The organism is Halalkalibaculum sp. DA3122 (genome assembly GCF_043951865.1).
Lineage (GTDB): Bacteria > Bacteroidota > Rhodothermia > Balneolales > Balneolaceae > JAMQKA01.
The window spans coordinates 196,403-212,700 of sequence record NZ_JBINJF010000004.1 but is presented as its reverse complement, the minus strand read 5'-3'; the positions used below and the strand labels follow the sequence as shown (position 1 = coordinate 212,700).

Sequence of the window (16,298 nt, the reverse complement as noted above, 5' to 3'; positions counted from 1 at the left end):
AACAAACAAGTCAGTAAAAACTGGACAAAAAGATTGTATGGAATGCGGAAAAAAGCTCTTTTTTTAATAGAGCAGAACGGTCCCGCGCTTAGTGATTATTAAAAAATCCACCCGTTTGGCAATATAATAGCAATAACCGAGTCCAATGGGAGACTGCGCCACACGTGAGGCCACGGATTTGTATGCTCAGCTATTTTTTTGCTGTTAATATTTGGTCTAATTCTTCCAAAGTAGCAGTAAATCCTTCCTGGAAGCCCATTTCTAATATTTGTTCCAGGTCAGCGAGTGTTTCGTGCTTGATTTCGACCTCCACGATCGTCAGACCATCCGATTCGCTAAATTCTATGTTCCAGTCCGATTGTGGTAAATCTTGGTTTATATTTCCCTTGCTGTCGCAAAAGCCATCCCGGAGTTTGATATTCGTTTTGGGCGTAATAGACGTGTAATCAACCCGGGACCAGTGTTTTTCGCCTTCCGGTCCAACCATGGCATAGAGTCGCTGTCCACCTGCTGAGAAGTCCATTGATTTTGTTTCTGACTTCCAGGGTTTTGGAGCCCACCACTGGTCGAGAAGCTCAGGTTCTGTCCATGCCGCCCATACATTGTCCCTCGGAGCCGCAAATGCTCTTTTTACTTTTACAATATTGTTCTTCTTATCTACGGTGAAATTGGTCGTTAAATTGTTCATTGTTCCTCGTCTTTTAGGTTCGTTAATGTTTGGTCAAGTTGATTGAAACGGTCTTCCCAAAGCTGTTTGAATTGATCAAGCCATTCATCCACTTCCTTTATTTTTTGAGGTCGGATGTAGCATACCCGTTGCCTTCCCTTTTTACGGATGATGACGAGCCCGCTTTCATCCAGTATTTTAATATGCTGTGAAATGGCAGGACGACTCATTTCAAAATTTTCAGCTATTGAATTCAGGTTTAACGGTTCTTGGGCAATGAGACTCAGTATATCTCGTCTGGTTGGATCCGCTATGGCCTGGAATACGTCTCTGCGTTTTTTCATATATGATCTTTATGTAAGCATTAGCTTACGTAAATTTAAATGTAAGTGGATACTTACGCAAATATTTTTTGACTTGCTATTATGTACTGGTCAGCAAAAGAAGAACAGGAATGGAAAAGTGCTTTTAGGTAGGATGTTGCGAGAAGCCCATATTAACATTCTGATGGCGCATGGTGCTTATGTTTTTCCTTTGTCATTAAAACTGATTATCTATTTCATCGTCCGTTTTGCAGGTTACATAGGAAGAGAACGCAGTAGAGTTTAAAATGGGGCAGGGGGGAGACAAATGATTGCCTGCGCAGGTCGAAGACAACAGCCATCAAGGTGACTTCTTCATTACCGTGGATTTCCGGTCCTTCACTGCTGTGAAAAAATTGACGCCGATGCCCGAATTTACTCCAAATACGCATACATCAAGCTCGGTGCGTGTTCTTTATATCTCCAACACGTAGGAAGTCATCTCTGTAATCTTGGGATTTTTAAATCCGCTAAACTTATAGACATCACAAAAGGCATACACTTGTCCGGCGGCGGTTTTCATCTCTCCGTTTACCGAGGCCTCCTTGCCATGTGTGATCATGTGGTGGATCGTAAGTTCCATCGGCTCGTCTGCTTCCATCGCTTTCAGCGCCTTGGCAAATGCTTTTCTGCCTTCTACTATTTGGTCGCCAACGATTTCCCATCGGATCGTACTGGTAACATGCCCCAAGATGAATTCCGAGCATTGCGGGCAAAAGCTTTGTTGAGCTCTTCGAGGAGTTCCTGGTTTTTGGTTTTCATAGATTGATAGCTTGTATTGGTTCACATTCTTTCTAAGTGTTCCTGTTCCAAAGTATTTGACCTGCCAGGTCTGGTCTTTAGATTAATCCACTGGAATCCAGATTTCGATATCTCCCTTTCCTTGTTCCGAATCAAAATGTTCTCCATACCGCTCGAAAAAGAAATCGGTCTCTTCCGGCTTGCCATAATCCGACTGGGGCAGCTATTCCTTCCAGATAATATCGCAGGTCTGTTGGATCTCGGAGACGTGAGCGTCATGTTCGAATACGGCATACGTATAAGATGGGAGTTGCCTCAGCTCGAAATTTTGAGGCAGGTCGGAGGCAGATGTATCTTTGGATACCTCAACCCCGCACAGGTATTCGATGCCTTTACCGTTGTCCAGGTCAAAGCAAACTCCGTAGGCCACATTTTCCTTCTGGCCTGGGATGTTGCCAAGATGCGGGCCAAGTTGCTGCCACTGGTCCTTGAGTGCCCAAACAGGTTCTGCCCGGTTCGCAGGAACGGTGTAACTTACCGCATATCCATTTACCCTAACACTTCCCGGGCCTGATTAAAATGTCTTTCTTCGTGGCTTATAATAAAATCTAGTGCTTGATCCAGTTTATGCATCTTCATGAAATAAGTTTCATTCAATATTTTATGCCAATTCTTCAATCTGATGCCCGGAAGCTTTAACCAGTTCCCTGATTTTCAGGTCATCCACCGTGTTTGTTTCTACCTCCACCCGCAGCACCTTGTCGCAATCTTCCAGGTCAAAACTGGGCTTGCTGCCGGGCAGAAAAGTTCGAATCTTGGTTAGTATTTTTTCTGCTTTCGATGGTTCTTTCACGTCGGTCTTATACACGTAGATGTGTTCGAAATAATCCTCTCCCATCGTATTCTGATTTTTTTGAATCGCGAATTTTGTTGGTTTTTCTTCCCATTACCACAGCCGGTGAGCGTACAGCAATGTCTCAAAGTGAATTTGTTCGGTCCCAATCACTGTCTCCGTAATACAACATGGGTGGCGTTCTCCGAGGCCGTAAACTGTACGCATCTGTATCCGGCCTCCTTCAGGTTTACTCCCTTAAACAATCGTTCTCCGTTTCCCAAAATTACCGGTGCGACAGCGATATGCAGCTCATCTATGAGGCCGGCGCGGAGGTACTGCCGGATGGTGTCGGGGCCGCCACCTATGCGAACATCTTTTTCGTTGGCCGCCTCGCGTGCCCGTTCAAGCGCCTCGTGGATGCCTCCGGTTACAAAATGAAAGGTGGTGCCGCCTTCCATTTCAATAGATGAACGTTCGTAGTGGGTCAGCACGTAAACGGGCACGTGGTAAGGCGGATTCTCGCCCCACCAGCCTTTCCAGTCTGTGTCGCCCCAGGGGCCCCGCACCGGCCCGAACATATTCCGGCCCATGATCCAGGCGCCGATATTGTTAAAGCCGCGGGCAGCAAAATCATTGTCCACGCCAGTTTCGTCCTCCTCACTGCCATCGTCCTGCATTTCGTTATGCATTGATTGGAAGGTTTTGGTTGGATAGAACCATTGATGCAGTTCGGAGCCGCCTACTCCCAGTGGATGGTCGATGTCCTGCCCCGGACCCGCTCCATATCCGTCAAGCGAAATGGAAAAGCTTTCTACTCGTACGTTACTCATAATTTATTAAGATGTGGTTTTGACTATGATCGTTGATTTTCTTTGTACCGTAGTGTCTGTTGCAGTTTTTAAGCCGCAAAAACACAAGAATTTACTCGCCTTCAAAAGCATCCTGCAATTTTTGGATGTCGAGCTTTTTCATCTGCAGCATGGCCCGGTAAGCCCGGTTGGCTTTTTCGGGATCATCGGCGGTTAGCATTTCATTCAACCGTCCCGGAACGACCTGCCACGAAACCCCGAATTTGTCTTTCAGCCAGCCACATTGTTCGGCTTCCGGCACTGCGGACAGATTCCAAAAATGATCGATCTCTCCCTGGTCTTTACATTGAATCATGAGCGATACGGCCTCATTAAAGGTGAAGTCAGCGTGTTCCGGCGAACTGTCCATCGCCATGAATACTTCTCCGTTATTGAGGCGGAATTGGCTGTGCATCACGCTGCCCTCGGGCTGCTCTTCATCTTTACCATATCGCAGTATCCCGGTGATCTCCGAATCATCAAAAAGAGAAGTATAGAGATTAACGGCTTCCTCGGCCTGGCCTTCTTTACTGACGAACATCAGGGAAGGGACAATCTTTTGTCCGTGTACATCTTCAAGCTTACCCATCGAAATTTGCCAGGTCAAACCGTATTTGTCCTGTATCCAACCATACTTTTCACTCCAATCGTATTGGTCCAGTGGCATCAATGGAGTTCCACCTTCCGACAACTTTTGCCAAATCTCATCGACTCCATCCTCTGTTTCGCACGTTACATAGAAAGAGATGGCCGGCGTAAACTTGAAATGCGGACCGCCATTTATAGCGATCATCTTATAACCGGCAAGTTCAAAATCCACCGTCATTACGGTGCCTTCTTCCATGCCGTGAATGTCCTGTCCAGCTTCCATGTGATAGGTTTTGTTGTCGATACCCGAATGTTCTCCAAATATCGACACATAAAATTCAGCGGCTTCCTCAGCTTGCTTGTCAAACCATAAATTAGGGATAATTTTTTGTGTGCTCATAAGCTGTTATTTGTTAGTGAAATATCGATTACGTAAGTATGTAAGAATTCTGTGATATTTTATACCGGTCAATACGACAAAACCACGGGGCGAATGCGACAAACTTTTCTATAAGGAACTACTCTTGAAAATGTCAGAAGGCTCAACCTTTTATTGTGATTCGATAAAATTAACAGGCCTTGATATAGGGATGTAAGTGATGGCTGCGGTCCTCCTCCAGGCCGGCCCTAAATCAGTACGCGTTTACAATTCTACTGTGACAATAATCATCCTCTTCTCAGCGGTGGAACTTTCTGTCCGTTTTCGCACGACTCGATTAACACCCGGAGCCGCCGTTGCCGGGTCTCTTCCTTTTTGGCGCTCATCACCCAGTGGATGGAGGTCCGGGTGTAGCCCGGCGCCAGCTCCCGGAAGAACTTCCACGCTTTGGGGGTCGACCTGATTTTATCCTCGTATTCCTTTTTCAGGCTGACCTCGTCCTGCTCGTAGGAGGCTTGGGCCGTATTATTCTCGTCACGCTGCCGGTAGGCCTCGAGCCCGGCGGGTTGCATGCGATCCTCTTCTATGAGCTGCTCTGAGGTATCGATATTTTTTTGACTCCAGTGGCTGTCCGGCTTCCGCGGGGTGAACCGGATTTTGTAGCGTTCATCGTCGATCGATTTGCGGAGGCCGTCGATCCATCCGAAACAGAGTGCCTCTTCCACCGCTTCCGACCACCGGATGCTCTGTTTGCCGGAGCTCACTTTGTAGAGCCCGATCCACAGCACTTCTTTGCTGTTGTGGTGCTTTTCCAGCCAGGTTCTGAAATCGTTCTGTGTCTTGAAGAAAGTGACATCGCCAGGCATAGAGTGGGTACTTTCTTTTTTTGTTGTACTTCTTATTCAAATTGACAGGTCAAGGTCAGTGTAGCCTGTTCGTGGGTGGCCACCATGGTTCCCGATCCGCTGATCCCCTCCAGTTCCCCGGTTCCGGAATTATCGACAATTCGGCAGTCGGCCCGGGCGGTTCCCTCCTCGTAGGTGCCTTCCTGGCGCAGGACAAAGCTGCCGGTGCGGCCGTTCACTTCACCCGTAATTTGTTCCAATCCCACGAATTGTGCAAAGTCGTCATCATGCATGATCATCAGGTATTCCAGGGTGCTTTTCCCTTTGATACCCCCGGTAAATGTTTTGTGGACGCTGGCACGGGTCAATGCAGGTCCATTTTCTGCTTCGCTATAGGGCTTTTCGTCCCAGTTATCGATATTAAACTGGCTTGTGATTTGAGTACTCATGGCAGTATTGGGTTCAAACGGTTTCAGTTCAAGTTGACTTCAACCAAATATTGTGATTGCTTTTGAATATATATTGTAAAAAACCGACAGCAGTGTATGCCGAAGCCTAAAAAGGGAAAACCAAAGGGTGTGTTGAATCCCAATGAGGGGAAACACCATTTTGATTTTTCGCGCTTTTTTCCGCCGGAGGATCTGCAATATTTCCTGGAGCACTTTTGGATTGTGGAATGGGACCTGGGAAAGGATTATTACGAGCAGGGCGTATTGTCGTACCCATCGGTCCACCTGGCGTTTGAGCGGGGTAAAACCATGATTTATGGCGTTGTGACCGGCAAATTCAGCCGGCGGATAGAAGGGGCCGGGAAGGTGCTGGGCATCAAGTTCAGGCCCGGTGGATTTTATCCTTTTTACCGGTGTTCCGTGGCCTCCTTTTCAGATAGCACCATTCCGATAGATGAGGTGTTCGATGTGGATGCGGAGGCGTTAGAAGATCAAGTTTTACGGGCCCGCGATAACGAACTGATGGTGGAGCGGGCCGTGGAATTTATCCGGACTCATCTTCCGGAAAAAGATGAGCGGGTGCAGCAGGTCAACGAAATAGTCAATGCAGTGATTGATGATTCGTCACTAATCCGGGTTGGCCAGCTTACAGAGCAATTCGATATTGGGGAACGGAGTCTGCAACGCCTGTTTAGGAAGTATGTTGGGGTTTCTCCCAAATGGGTGATCAAGCGTTACCGGCTGCATGAGGTGGCGGGGCGGCTGGTCGAAAACGGGGAGGTTGACTGGTCGGAGCTTGCACTGGAGCTGGGTTATTATGACCAGGCTCATTTTATCAGGGACTTCAAATCGATAGTGGGGCAGACTCCCACGGAATATGCCCGCTCACTCCACTCCTCAGATTGAGCAGGGGTTTCTTGGTTACTCCGGCTCGTAGTGCAGCAATACTATTCCACAGCCAAAAGCGCGGGACTGCACCAAGTTCAGGTGTTGATATTCGTTGAGATTATTAAAAATGGGCAGCCCGCCCCCGAGAGCTACCGGATTCACAAACAGATAATAATCATCTATCAGCCTGTGTTCAATCAGATTTGCCACAAAAGTAGCCCCGCCATAGGCTGTGATATCACCGCCATCCTGTGTTTTTAGCCGGGTTATTTCATCCACCAAATCGCCTTGTGCCAGTTCGGTATTTCCCCATTTTGATTTCTCCAGGGTATCGCTAAAAATAATTTTTTGGGTTTCAGTGAATTTCTTACCGGATTCCTGTTCCGGGTTGTCTGGGTCTTGGGCTACTTCAGTCCAGTAGGGAATAAACCCCTCAGCCAGCTTGCGCCCCAGCACAATGCAGTCGACCGGGGCTGTGATCTCATCGACAAATTTTTGCAGTTCCTCGTCCCAATTCCAGGTCATCCAGTCCTGTTCACCTTCCGGACCGGCAATGAAACCGTCAACGGTGATTTGTACCTGTAGTTTGAGTGTTCTCATGGAGTTATGGCTGTTTATTTTGTTGGATGCCGGGTTCAAGTAATAAATTCAACACAGTTTGCTATTCTTAACCTACCACGAAATAATGACTTTGGTCTATTAGTAAATAATCACCCGGCTACTGATATCTCGGAGTCTCTTTTTACTTGGGATTAAAAATTCAATCACTATTTATACTCATCGGGATACAGAATGTTCTCGCTGCCGGCCGGCACCCCCAGGCCCGTGGTGCGGCCTTCGGGCTCTTCCCACTCCTCCTGCCGACCGAGTGCGGTCATATCCAGAAAATAATGGGCACCGCCCACCTGCTCTCCTCCGCGACCGTACGTGGAGTAGGTATGATATGCGGTGTCATCCACCCGCAGGAAGCAACTTATGCCGGGTTGTTCACCTTCGGTGTGATAGTGTTGCCCCAGGTGCTCCAGAGTGGCTTTGTCGCGGTAGTTGTACATGACCGGCTTCACTGATTCATCCTGCGTGACGTGAAAATCGTAGTTGAAATCACTGCCAAACGAAGAATACCACGGCATGTCCCAGCCCATTCGTTCTTTAAAAGCTGTGATTTTATCCAGCGGGGCTCGCGAGATCAGTGCAAGCGTGGTTGAACGAGCATGCAGGTGGTTAATATGTCCCCTCGCAATATGATCCGCCCAGGCCGAACAGCTCGGGCAGCCCTCGTCCCAATCCGGATCAAACATAAAGTGATACACGATTAACTGCATGCGATCCTCAAACAGGTCCAGCAATGTTTTCTTGGCATCGGCACTTGCAAACTCGTACTCCTTTTGGATATTGACCATCGGCAGGCGGCGGCGTTCGGCGTTGAGCTCATCCCGCAAGCGGGTGAACTTTTTCTCCTTTTTTAGCAGCTTTTTACGTTCCTTCAGCTACTCTTCGCGCGATACTGTTTCGGGTACGTTCAGATCTTGATTGTTCATGGCATATTATTGTTTTTCCTCGTTAAAATTTAGCATCCATACATTGTCGCCTCTCGACACAACTCCCCAAAGACCAGATCTGTTTTCTTGTATTATACTGCTGCTGTCCCCTGGTAATATACCATCCATCGGATGCCGAACCGGTCCTTTACCTCTCCAAACTTCTCGGCCCAGCCGGTGTTTTCCAGTGTCATTTCAACCTCTCCGCCATCCGACAGCTTATTGAACAAGCGTTCGGTTTCAAGGTTGATATAAAAATCATTGTTCTTCTTATAGTCCTGTCCAAAAGAATCAAGGATATCTGATCCGAAAAGTTTGATATTCCCGGTAAGAGATAGTGAGGCATTTGCCACTAAATTTAAGTCGTTACCAGTGGCTCCCATATCATCCCTCATGTCTTTATAGCGTGTGATTTCCAGCTCTCCACCAAATACGGTTTGGTAGAATTTGAAGGCCTCTTCGGCTTGGCCGTTAAAATTGAGGTACGGATTCACTGCTTTCGTAATTCTGTAATGTTAAGTTTAGAGGTTGTTCACGATCCGTTATAAAACACATTCCATTTGTGGCCGTCAGGATCGGCCAACCCACAGCCATACCATCCATTTTGTATTTCAGCAGGTTTGTTAAATAGCGAACCTCCGGCTTTTTTAGCCTTTCTGGCCCACTCATCTACCTCTGACTTGCTGTCTGCCGAAATCGTAAACATGATTTCATTCCTTTTTGTTAAATCAGCGGCATTACCACCGGAAGCTTGTTCAAATATATCCCGCTGGAAAAAGTGCACGATAAAATCACTATCTCCTACCAAAAAGCTGGCTAAATGCTCACCATTTCGACCTTCATTGGGTTTAAAACCTAATTCCCGGTAGAATTCCCGGGTTTGTTCTACATCTTCTACTGGCAAGTTGGCCCAAACTTCTCGGTCATGAATAGGTGTTGACTCTGTTGATTTCATGGGTTCTATATGTTAGTTAACCTGCAATTCTGTTTACTCATAACTCATCGGTTCCTTGCCAAACCCCCGCCGCAGTATTCCAATCTGCCCGATATGGTAGGCGATGTGATGGTTGATAAACGCCCACAGCTCGCCGTTGGAATCCGCTACCTGGTCGAAAGGTTCGGCCGGCGTATGTTGCAGTTCATCGGGAGACAGATTTCCCAACCCTTCCCGAACGGGCTCATACAGTCGGTTCCATTCCGCCTTAATCTCCTCGATGCCGGGATAGGGAAAATCATCCCGGGCCTGCGACCGGCCCATCACGGCGAACAGATCGTTCCATTTTATATCCACATCCAGGCCAGCCACAGAGGCTAATCCATACTGCGAGTTCAAGATGTGACCGGCCATGTATTTTACATAATTTATGTTTTCGTCTCCATACGGTCGACGATTGGTTTCGGCATCGGTAAATCCATCAAGCACGTTATTGTACAGGCGCTGGTGCAGGTCGAATTGGGTTAACAAGTAATTCTTCATTGCATTGTTTTTTTCGATAACAGATTGTTAAAACCATTATAACAAATGAAAAAAGGATGCAGTGGGGTAATTGCGCCGACCTTGGGGGTTGAATGCGACATCTCGTTTGTGTAAAAAAATTTAAAACTCATTTAAGCACAGGGACCATCTATCATTTATCTATTCTTACACCACGAGGACACACCAGCCTGGTAAATATTGCTGGCACGTACCAAATCCTGAATACGGTCAATGAATGACATACGGGCGGGTATGGGAAAGTCTGCGGTATCTGATGTGCACCTGGTCGGGCTGGAAAAGGAGATACCGCAAAGAACCGGCTTGTTTTCAACTACCCCCGATTGCCTTATCGATGAGGTAGAGCAAACCGATCTGATTATCATACCGGCTATCCATGATAATCCGCTGCAGGGATACGAATAAAACAAAGCCTTTCAGCCGTGTATATTCGACCAGTACAAAAAGGGGGAGGGGGCGGAAGTGGCAAGCTTGTGTGTAGGAGCTTTCTTTTTGGCCGAAACAGGACTGCTGAACGGCAGACAGTGTGCCACCCATTGGATGCATGCGAATGAGTTCAGGGAACGATATCCTGAGGTAGGCTCGTAGATGGAAAAATATGACCAATAAATAAGCCCTTGCAAGTCAACGACTTGCAAGGGCTCGTGTACCGCGTACGGGATTCGAACCCGTGCTACCGCCGTGAAAGGGCGGCGTCCTAAACCCCTAGACGAACGCGGCAAGAATTAGTTATTCGTTATCTGTTATTAGTTTGTTAGTGGCAGTCACCATACCTAATAACCTGTGACTAATAACTAAATTGCTGAGGCGACGGGCGGATTCGAACCGCCGTACGAGGTTTTGCAGACCTCTGCCTGACCACTCGGCCACGTCGCCCTGAACTCATAGGGCCACAGAACAATAAAATAAGTATTGAAGTTTTATTGTTCTAATCTGGCTTATTCATTGCTCGATATCCCAATTACATTCAATCAGTACGCCCGACAGGACTCGAACCTGTAACCTGCTGCTTAGAAGGCAGCTGCTCTATCCAGTTGAGCTACGGGCGCTCATACCGAATGCCGAATGTTGAATTATGAATCAGATCTGAGCGCCCGTAATTAATCAATATTCATGATTCACAATTCAGCATCCTATTGTCGGGGAGACAGGATTTGAACCTGCGACCCTTCGCTCCCAAAGCGAATGCGCTACCGGACTGCGCTACTCCCCGCGTATCAAAAAAACGAAACAATATGTCAATAACGGGCCGACCGAATGTCTTCGGCTTTTTCAGAAAGATTTCAAATATAAGGTTCTTGGCATGTCAAATCAATTTCAAATACCACAAAAAATTTACCAGCTTAAAACCTTGGGTACATACCCAATTTACCTTCGAATTAATCATAAAAAGTGTCTTTAAACGCGGCCAGATCATCTCTGTTTAAAAATTGATGCTTGATAACGGCCCAAATTAGCCCGAGCCCATATCCTGATATCTGAACTGTGGAAGTGGCGGCGGAGAGCAAGGCCACGGGTATATTGTGAGTGGTGCGCAGGGAGTCAAGACAAAACAACACTGGCATCAGAAGAATGGGTGACCATAGTTCAGGAAAAACTGGCGTTAGAACAATGGTGATAAAAAGATAGAGAATGAAAGTGCTGGGCAGAAGGTGTACCAGCTTTAATGATCCGGGATGACGTCGGGTGAGATTGTAGCGCGCAATGCCGGAATTGAATACCTGCTTGAAGAACGCCTTTATCGTAGTTCTTCTTTTATGAAATACATACGCTTCTTTGATTAAAACGGAACGCATATTGTGCGCTTTAAGGCGGAGGCTCAGGTCAATGTCTTCCCCGAAGCGCATGGAAGAGAACCCGTTGACTTTATTAAATGCGGTGCGCGAGATCCCCATGTTAAAACTGCGCGGGTAGAAGTGATCCATGCGGTTTGAGCCTCCGCGAATTCCACCGGTTGTCAGCAGGGAGGTCATCGAATAATTTATCGCTTTCTGCAGATGGGTGAATGAGTCTGCAGCCCGGTCCGGCCCACCGTAAGCGTCCACCTTGTGTTGTTCCAGGAACCGGTTCACGATCTCCATATAGTGGTCGGGGATGATGCAATCGGAATCGAAAAAGATCAGAAACTCGCTGGAGCTGTGCCGGGCTCCGAAGTTGCGAGTCGGCCCCGGCCCTTCGTTCTCTTTCCAGTAGTAGGCAAGGGTGAGCTGGTCAGAAAATGATTGTGCAATTTCCCCGCATCGATCGGAAGAGCCGTCATCGACGACGATTACTTCAAATTGGGTATAAGTCTGGCGGGTAAGGCTGTCCAGCAGCTCCCGGATCTCCCCGGGGCGATTGTAAACCGGTATAATTATGGAATAGGTCATTGAATTTGATTGGAGCTAACGTCTGCCCGCTAAACTAACCATTATCCGGTACAATTGAATACCCAAATCCAGATGCAACTCTGTAAAAAATTTCCGTTCTTGTAGTTCAAATTTTACTTACAAAAATGACGGCTTGATGGTTAAAAAACTCTGCTTTTTTCTGCTGCTACCTGTTTTGGGCTACTCACAATCGTTGAATATTTCCGTTGCCGATCAGACGGCGGGCAACCAGTACGCCACGTTTGGATTTGATCAGCAGAACGTCACTATTTCAGGTGGCGGAATCAGCTTTCCGGTCAATGGCAGGCAGTTTGGGAATGTCCTCACATTTGGGGTTACCCCCGGGTACCGTGCTGTCGGTATTCTGCAAAACAGTATGGATGGAGCGAAAAGTTTATTGTTGAATACGGCGGCTGATACCCTGGCAGCATATTCTACCATTTCATTGAATTACAGTGATCCATCGTTGGGAATCTATCCATTTGATTCAGGAGAAGTGCTGCTCCGAAATAATATTGCCAATTTTACATTATACAATTCGATGGGAGCGATTATCACCAGTGGATCTTCGGGCAGCCAGAGTGAGCGGGGTGAATCAATTTCGGAGGTGGCTTTTGATCCACTCGGAAAAACGATTGTGATGTACACACCCAAGATAAAACAGGAGAATGGAGTGGGATCTCAAGCGGTAATTTTATCTGACGACAACGCAACAAACAATATATTTTACAGCGGAGACCGCTCGATAAAACATCTCAGCATTGCAGATAATGGGCAGTTTGTTGTTTTGGTTACCGAAGAGGAGGGTACCGATGATGCAGCGGTTATTTTGGACCGCTATGGCAATGAACTCAATTCGATAAGCTCCGAAGAGGAGCTGGATGGGGCCTATTTTGCCGGAGACAACGAAGAGGTGTTGCTCCATTCCCGCCGCAGGGCGCTGGTCTATTCGACGTTGCAGGGTGAGCGGCTGGGCAGTACCAGCTTTCGCTCTCCCTTGGTCCTGGCGCAATATTTTTCCGAGGATCAGACTATTATAGGCGTTACAGGCAACAAGGTCGAGAATACCGATATTTATCGAGATCTGGAATTTCATGCCGTGAATTTGGACAAACGGGAGATCGCCCGGACGGAACTGGACGGGGCGCTTGCAACAGATCCGAATATTGATCTGAAGTTCTTGAGAGAGGGCAGAGGGCAGTACCGCCTGATGGGGAGCAATAAAATTATCAATCTCAGAGCTTCCTTTTAAGTTCTGCAAAGGTCCATCAAATAAAAAAGCCCTGAACGTATATTCAGGGCTTTTTCCAATAATGATTGTTTTTGCGTTGCCTCAGGCCGTTTCAGGTTGATCAGGCTTTTGCTTCAGAGGGAGATTGTTCCTTGTCGTCAGCTGATTTTTCATCCTCCGTTTCGGCCTCATCTTTTGACGCCGGGGCTTTATCCGGCTGCTCCCAGTCAAAGGTCAAGTCATCACGGGATTTGTTCATCTTAATCCTGATGTTTGTGCCTTCCGGGTGGTCAGCTTCCAGCAACTCTTCTGCAAGCGGGTCTTCCACATACTTTTGAATAGCTCGCTGCAGCGGTCGGGCGCCATACTTCTGATCAAAGCCTTTATCGGTGATAAAGTCCTTGGCTCCCTGGGTAATTTCGACCGAGTAGCCGAGCTCATGGATGCGTTTAAACAGGTCCTCGCTCAGCAGATCGATGATCTGGAAGATATCCTCTTTTTCGAGCGGACGGAAGGTGATGACATCGTCAATGCGGTTCAGGAACTCGGGGTTGAACACCTTTTTGAGCGCGTCCTGAATCGTTGACTTCATCTTCTCGTAATCGAAACTGCTTCCGTCGGGACTAAACCCGATACCTTTTCCGAGGTTACGTATATCACGTGCTCCGATGTTGGAGGTCATAATGATAATGGTATTGCGGAAATCTACCTTGCGGCCGAGACTATCCGTCAGGATACCGTCGTCGAGCACCTGCAGCAGGATGTTGAACACATCCGGGTGCGCTTTTTCAATCTCATCCAGCAGCACGACGCTGTACGGCTTGCGCCGGACCTTTTCAGTGAGAATGCCACCCTCTTCGTATCCAACGTAGCCCGGAGGGGCCCCGACCAGTCGTGAGACGGAGAATTTCTCCATATACTCACTCATATCGATACGGATGAGTGCGTCTTCCTTGTCAAACAGGTAACGGGCCAGTACCTTGGCCATTTCGGTTTTACCGACCCCGGTGGGACCGAGAAAGATGAAGGAGCCGATCGGGCGCGTGGGATCTTTGAGTCCGGCACGCGTTCGTTTGATCGCTTTTGTAAGCTTTTCGATCGCCTCGTTCTGGCCGATGATCTGTTCGCCGAGTTTTTCCCGCATTTTGACCAGCTTTTTGCTCTCGCTCTGGCTGATCTTGTTGACGGGTACGCCGCTCATCATCGCCACAACTTCGGCCACGTCATATTCTTCGACGTCGTAGATAATCTCTTCAGCTTCCTTTTCCCACTCCTTCTGGGCCTGTTCGAGCTCCTCCATCAGGCGCTTCTCCTTGTCACGGAGGCGTGCCGCTTCTTCAAAGCGCTGTTTTTTAACCATCGAATTTTTCTCGTTGCTGGTCTTTTCGATCTCTTCCTCCAGGTCAACGATATGCTGCGGCACCGTAATGTTGGAGAGATGCACCCGGGCTCCGGCCTCGTCAAGGGCATCAATCGCCTTGTCGGGCAGGAAATGGTCCGTTACATAGCGGTCGGTAAGCTTGACACAGGCCTCGATCGCTTTTTCAGAGTAGTGCACGCTGTGGTGCTTTTCGTATTTTTTCTTGATTTTCGAGAGGATCTCGATGGTTTCCTCCGGTGAGGTCGGATCCACCATGATTTTTTGGAACCGACGCTCCAGCGCGCCATCTTTTTCGATGTACTGCCGGTATTCGTTCAAGGTGGTGGCACCGATCGCCTGTACTTCTCCCCGGGCAAGGGCGGGTTTCAACATGTTGGAGGCGTCGAGAGAGCCACTGGCTCCGCCGGCTCCAACAATAGTGTGAAGCTCGTCAATAAAGAGAATGACGTTGTCGGTTTTTTCCAGCTCGCTCATCACCGCTTTCATTCGTTCTTCAAATTGTCCGCGGTATTTAGTACCCGCCACAAGGGCCGCAAGGTCGAGTGCAATAACCCGCTTGTCATACAACACGCGTGAAACTTTGCGCTCAATAATGCGGCTGGCCAATCCTTCAGCGATGGCTGTTTTACCTACGCCAGGCTCTCCGATAAGCACCGGGTTATTCTTCTTTCGCCGGCTCAGCACCTGGGCCACTCGTTCGATTTCCTTCTCGCGACCAATAATTGGATCGAGCTTGCCTTCTTCAGCAAGCGAGGTAAGGTCGCGGCCAAAATTGTCCAATACAGGAGTTTTTGATTTTTCCATTTTCTTTTCTCTGGAACTTCCGGAGGATGATTTTCCTCCTTTTGAGGATGATAGACTCGCAGATACAGAGCGAGAATCACTGGGATCGTCATCCGGGGATGACTTGCCCGATATTATGAGATCAAGTTCTTCACGTACAGCATCATAGGATACGTTAAACTGCTGTAGAATTTGTGCAGCTATATTTTCGTCGTCACGCAGAAGTGAAAGGAGCAGATGCTCCGTGCCAATAGTATCACTTTTGTATAGTTTAGCCTCCAGATAGGTTATGCGCAGAACTTTTTCGGCCTGTTTGGTCAGTGGAATATTACCCACTGTCACAGAGCCGCCCGTTCCGCGAACAGTATCTTCAATGGTTTTTTTCAGTTTGTAAAGATCACAGTTGAGATTCTTCAGTATTTTAACCGCTACACCTTCTCCAAGGCGGACGATACCAAGTATGAGATGCTCGGTACCGATATAATCATGGCCTAACCGGAGTGCTTCTTCACGGCTAAACTGAATGACATCTCGAACTTTGCTTGAGAAATTACCCTCCATAGAGTATTGCTAAATTTTTGGAGATGAAAAGTTACTCGTTAACAACGAGTCGTTTGCTTTTTTAGTTCACTACATTAACGAAAGTAGTATTGGCATAGTGCAAAAGCAAACAAAAAGATGAATGCTTAAGCTTTTATAATAGCTCCGGAAAGATTGTAGCAGTCACGGGAAAATCACTCCGTTACTATTAAAGGGAATGCAAAAATACAGCATCTTTGTGTCCTCACAATTCTTTTTGGGAGATTGGTCGTCAGAACATTGTAGGTGCGCCGGATAGATACTGAATGACCAAATTCACATATATTTGGGTTTTATAATTCCGGAGATCTGGACATCTG

General features: G+C 47.6%; 18 protein-coding genes, 4 tRNA genes and 1 pseudogene. 3 read left to right on the top strand and 20 right to left on the bottom strand.

Features of this window, described 5'->3' with window-relative positions; translation table 11 throughout:
• Nucleotides 1-190: 190 nt before the first annotated feature.
• From ACG2F4_RS04580 to ACG2F4_RS04540, 9 genes and pseudogenes are all read right to left on the bottom strand, one after another.
• Nucleotides 191-688 carry an SRPBCC domain-containing protein gene (locus ACG2F4_RS04580; RefSeq protein ID WP_395258946.1) on the bottom strand — a complete coding sequence of 166 codons (498 nt, stop codon included), beginning with the start codon at nt 686-688 and terminating at the stop codon, nt 191-193.
• A complete protein-coding gene (locus ACG2F4_RS04575) occupies nt 685-1,011 on the bottom strand; it encodes an ArsR/SmtB family transcription factor (protein WP_395258944.1) in 327 nt (108 codons plus the stop codon). The genes ACG2F4_RS04580 and ACG2F4_RS04575 overlap by 4 nt, the downstream gene beginning before the upstream one ends.
• A gap of 433 nt (nt 1,012-1,444) precedes the next feature.
• On the bottom strand, nt 1,445-1,720 hold the full coding sequence (locus ACG2F4_RS04570; protein WP_395258942.1) for a nuclear transport factor 2 family protein: 276 nt from the start codon (nt 1,718-1,720) through the stop codon (nt 1,445-1,447).
• Between the two features lie 273 nt (nt 1,721-1,993).
• Nucleotides 1,994-2,266: pseudogene (locus ACG2F4_RS04565) on the bottom strand (GyrI-like domain-containing protein); the annotation flags it as partial.
• Nucleotides 2,267-2,431: 165 nt separating this feature from the next.
• Nucleotides 2,432-2,668 (bottom strand): hypothetical protein, encoded by a 237-nt coding sequence (locus tag ACG2F4_RS04560; RefSeq protein ID WP_395258940.1) that lies wholly within the window; start codon nt 2,666-2,668, stop codon nt 2,432-2,434.
• 104 nt (nt 2,669-2,772) lie between these two features.
• Nucleotides 2,773-3,435: a dihydrofolate reductase family protein gene (locus tag ACG2F4_RS04555; RefSeq protein WP_395258938.1), complete on the bottom strand. Its 663-nt coding sequence runs from the start codon at nt 3,433-3,435 to the stop codon at nt 2,773-2,775.
• Between the two features lie 91 nt (nt 3,436-3,526).
• Complete coding sequence (locus ACG2F4_RS04550) at nt 3,527-4,441, bottom strand: VOC family protein (protein ID WP_395258936.1); 915 nt, start codon at nt 4,439-4,441, stop codon at nt 3,527-3,529.
• A 266-nt stretch (nt 4,442-4,707) separates the two neighbouring features.
• Nucleotides 4,708-5,286 (bottom strand): YdeI family protein, encoded by a 579-nt coding sequence (locus ACG2F4_RS04545; RefSeq protein WP_395258934.1) that lies wholly within the window; start codon nt 5,284-5,286, stop codon nt 4,708-4,710.
• 32 nt (nt 5,287-5,318) lie between these two features.
• A complete protein-coding gene (locus ACG2F4_RS04540) occupies nt 5,319-5,714 on the bottom strand; it encodes a DUF3224 domain-containing protein (protein ID WP_395258932.1) in 396 nt (131 codons plus the stop codon).
• A 96-nt stretch (nt 5,715-5,810) separates the two neighbouring features.
• Here ACG2F4_RS04540 and ACG2F4_RS04535 point away from each other — a divergent pair, with 96 nt between their 5' ends.
• Complete coding sequence (locus ACG2F4_RS04535; protein WP_395258930.1) at nt 5,811-6,620, top strand: DUF6597 domain-containing transcriptional factor; 810 nt, start codon at nt 5,811-5,813, stop codon at nt 6,618-6,620.
• 15 nt (nt 6,621-6,635) lie between these two features.
• Here ACG2F4_RS04535 and ACG2F4_RS04530 read toward each other — a convergent pair whose 3' ends face one another.
• The 5 genes from ACG2F4_RS04530 to ACG2F4_RS04510 form a co-directional block, all read right to left on the bottom strand.
• Nucleotides 6,636-7,202: a dihydrofolate reductase family protein gene (locus tag ACG2F4_RS04530; protein WP_395258928.1), complete on the bottom strand. Its 567-nt coding sequence runs from the start codon at nt 7,200-7,202 to the stop codon at nt 6,636-6,638.
• A gap of 167 nt (nt 7,203-7,369) precedes the next feature.
• The gene (locus ACG2F4_RS04525) at nt 7,370-8,089 is read right to left on the bottom strand and encodes a DUF899 domain-containing protein (RefSeq protein WP_395259010.1); all 720 of its coding nucleotides are present in this window, start codon (nt 8,087-8,089) and stop codon (nt 7,370-7,372) included.
• A 143-nt stretch (nt 8,090-8,232) separates the two neighbouring features.
• Nucleotides 8,233-8,634 carry a VOC family protein gene (locus tag ACG2F4_RS04520; RefSeq protein ID WP_395258926.1) on the bottom strand — a complete coding sequence of 134 codons (402 nt, stop codon included), beginning with the start codon at nt 8,632-8,634 and terminating at the stop codon, nt 8,233-8,235.
• Nucleotides 8,635-8,672: 38 nt separating this feature from the next.
• Nucleotides 8,673-9,095 (bottom strand): VOC family protein, encoded by a 423-nt coding sequence (locus ACG2F4_RS04515; protein WP_395258924.1) that lies wholly within the window; start codon nt 9,093-9,095, stop codon nt 8,673-8,675.
• A gap of 33 nt (nt 9,096-9,128) precedes the next feature.
• Nucleotides 9,129-9,617 carry a DinB family protein gene (locus tag ACG2F4_RS04510; protein ID WP_395258922.1) on the bottom strand — a complete coding sequence of 163 codons (489 nt, stop codon included), beginning with the start codon at nt 9,615-9,617 and terminating at the stop codon, nt 9,129-9,131.
• A 231-nt stretch (nt 9,618-9,848) separates the two neighbouring features.
• Here ACG2F4_RS04510 and ACG2F4_RS04505 point away from each other — a divergent pair, with 231 nt between their 5' ends.
• Entirely contained in the window at nt 9,849-10,040 is a 192-nt protein-coding gene (locus ACG2F4_RS04505) for a hypothetical protein (RefSeq protein WP_395258919.1), read from the top strand.
• A gap of 242 nt (nt 10,041-10,282) precedes the next feature.
• On the opposite strand, the gene ACG2F4_RS04500 is transcribed toward ACG2F4_RS04505, so the two are convergent.
• From ACG2F4_RS04500 to ACG2F4_RS04480, 5 genes are all read right to left on the bottom strand, one after another.
• Nucleotides 10,283-10,355, bottom strand: a tRNA-Glu gene (locus tag ACG2F4_RS04500).
• 85 nt (nt 10,356-10,440) lie between these two features.
• Nucleotides 10,441-10,511, bottom strand: a tRNA-Cys gene (locus ACG2F4_RS04495).
• A 99-nt stretch (nt 10,512-10,610) separates the two neighbouring features.
• A tRNA-Arg gene (locus ACG2F4_RS04490) sits at nt 10,611-10,684 on the bottom strand.
• Between the two features lie 90 nt (nt 10,685-10,774).
• A tRNA-Pro gene (locus ACG2F4_RS04485) sits at nt 10,775-10,848 on the bottom strand.
• Nucleotides 10,849-11,014: 166 nt separating this feature from the next.
• On the bottom strand, nt 11,015-12,004 hold the full coding sequence (locus ACG2F4_RS04480) for a glycosyltransferase (protein ID WP_395258917.1): 990 nt from the start codon (nt 12,002-12,004) through the stop codon (nt 11,015-11,017).
• Between the two features lie 136 nt (nt 12,005-12,140).
• Here ACG2F4_RS04480 and ACG2F4_RS04475 point away from each other — a divergent pair, with 136 nt between their 5' ends.
• The gene (locus ACG2F4_RS04475; protein ID WP_395258915.1) at nt 12,141-13,256 is read left to right on the top strand and encodes a hypothetical protein; all 1,116 of its coding nucleotides are present in this window, start codon (nt 12,141-12,143) and stop codon (nt 13,254-13,256) included.
• Nucleotides 13,257-13,356: 100 nt separating this feature from the next.
• Here the strand turns inward: ACG2F4_RS04475 and ACG2F4_RS04470 are convergent, their stop codons facing one another.
• The gene (locus ACG2F4_RS04470; RefSeq protein WP_395258911.1) at nt 13,357-15,960 is read right to left on the bottom strand and encodes an ATP-dependent Clp protease ATP-binding subunit; all 2,604 of its coding nucleotides are present in this window, start codon (nt 15,958-15,960) and stop codon (nt 13,357-13,359) included.
• Nucleotides 15,961-16,298 lie beyond the last annotated feature (338 nt).

Excerpts from the sequence above, each read along its gene's own strand:
- ACG2F4_RS04550 (WP_395258936.1), bottom strand. The coding sequence starts at position 4,441 with ATGAGCACACAAAAAATTATCCCTAATTTATGGTTTGACAAGCAAGCT.
- ACG2F4_RS04480 (WP_395258917.1), bottom strand. The coding sequence starts at position 12,004 with ATGACCTATTCCATAATTATACCGGTTTACAATCGCCCCGGGGAGATC.
- ACG2F4_RS04560 (WP_395258940.1), bottom strand. The coding sequence starts at position 2,668 with ATGGGAGAGGATTATTTCGAACACATCTACGTGTATAAGACCGACGTG.
- ACG2F4_RS04530 (WP_395258928.1), bottom strand. The coding sequence starts at position 7,202 with ATGAGAACACTCAAACTACAGGTACAAATCACCGTTGACGGTTTCATT.
- ACG2F4_RS04535 (WP_395258930.1), top strand. The coding sequence starts at position 5,811 with ATGCCGAAGCCTAAAAAGGGAAAACCAAAGGGTGTGTTGAATCCCAAT.
- ACG2F4_RS04555 (WP_395258938.1), bottom strand. The coding sequence starts at position 3,435 with ATGAGTAACGTACGAGTAGAAAGCTTTTCCATTTCGCTTGACGGATAT.
- ACG2F4_RS04470 (WP_395258911.1), bottom strand. The coding sequence starts at position 15,960 with ATGGAGGGTAATTTCTCAAGCAAAGTTCGAGATGTCATTCAGTTTAGC.
- ACG2F4_RS04540 (WP_395258932.1), bottom strand. The coding sequence starts at position 5,714 with ATGAGTACTCAAATCACAAGCCAGTTTAATATCGATAACTGGGACGAA.
- ACG2F4_RS04515 (WP_395258924.1), bottom strand. The coding sequence starts at position 9,095 with ATGAAATCAACAGAGTCAACACCTATTCATGACCGAGAAGTTTGGGCC.
- ACG2F4_RS04510 (WP_395258922.1), bottom strand. The coding sequence starts at position 9,617 with ATGAAGAATTACTTGTTAACCCAATTCGACCTGCACCAGCGCCTGTAC.
- ACG2F4_RS04475 (WP_395258915.1), top strand. The coding sequence starts at position 12,141 with ATGGTTAAAAAACTCTGCTTTTTTCTGCTGCTACCTGTTTTGGGCTAC.
- ACG2F4_RS04575 (WP_395258944.1), bottom strand. The coding sequence starts at position 1,011 with ATGAAAAAACGCAGAGACGTATTCCAGGCCATAGCGGATCCAACCAGA.
- ACG2F4_RS04580 (WP_395258946.1), bottom strand. The coding sequence starts at position 688 with ATGAACAATTTAACGACCAATTTCACCGTAGATAAGAAGAACAATATT.
- ACG2F4_RS04545 (WP_395258934.1), bottom strand. The coding sequence starts at position 5,286 with ATGCCTGGCGATGTCACTTTCTTCAAGACACAGAACGATTTCAGAACC.
- ACG2F4_RS04505 (WP_395258919.1), top strand. The coding sequence starts at position 9,849 with ATGAATGACATACGGGCGGGTATGGGAAAGTCTGCGGTATCTGATGTG.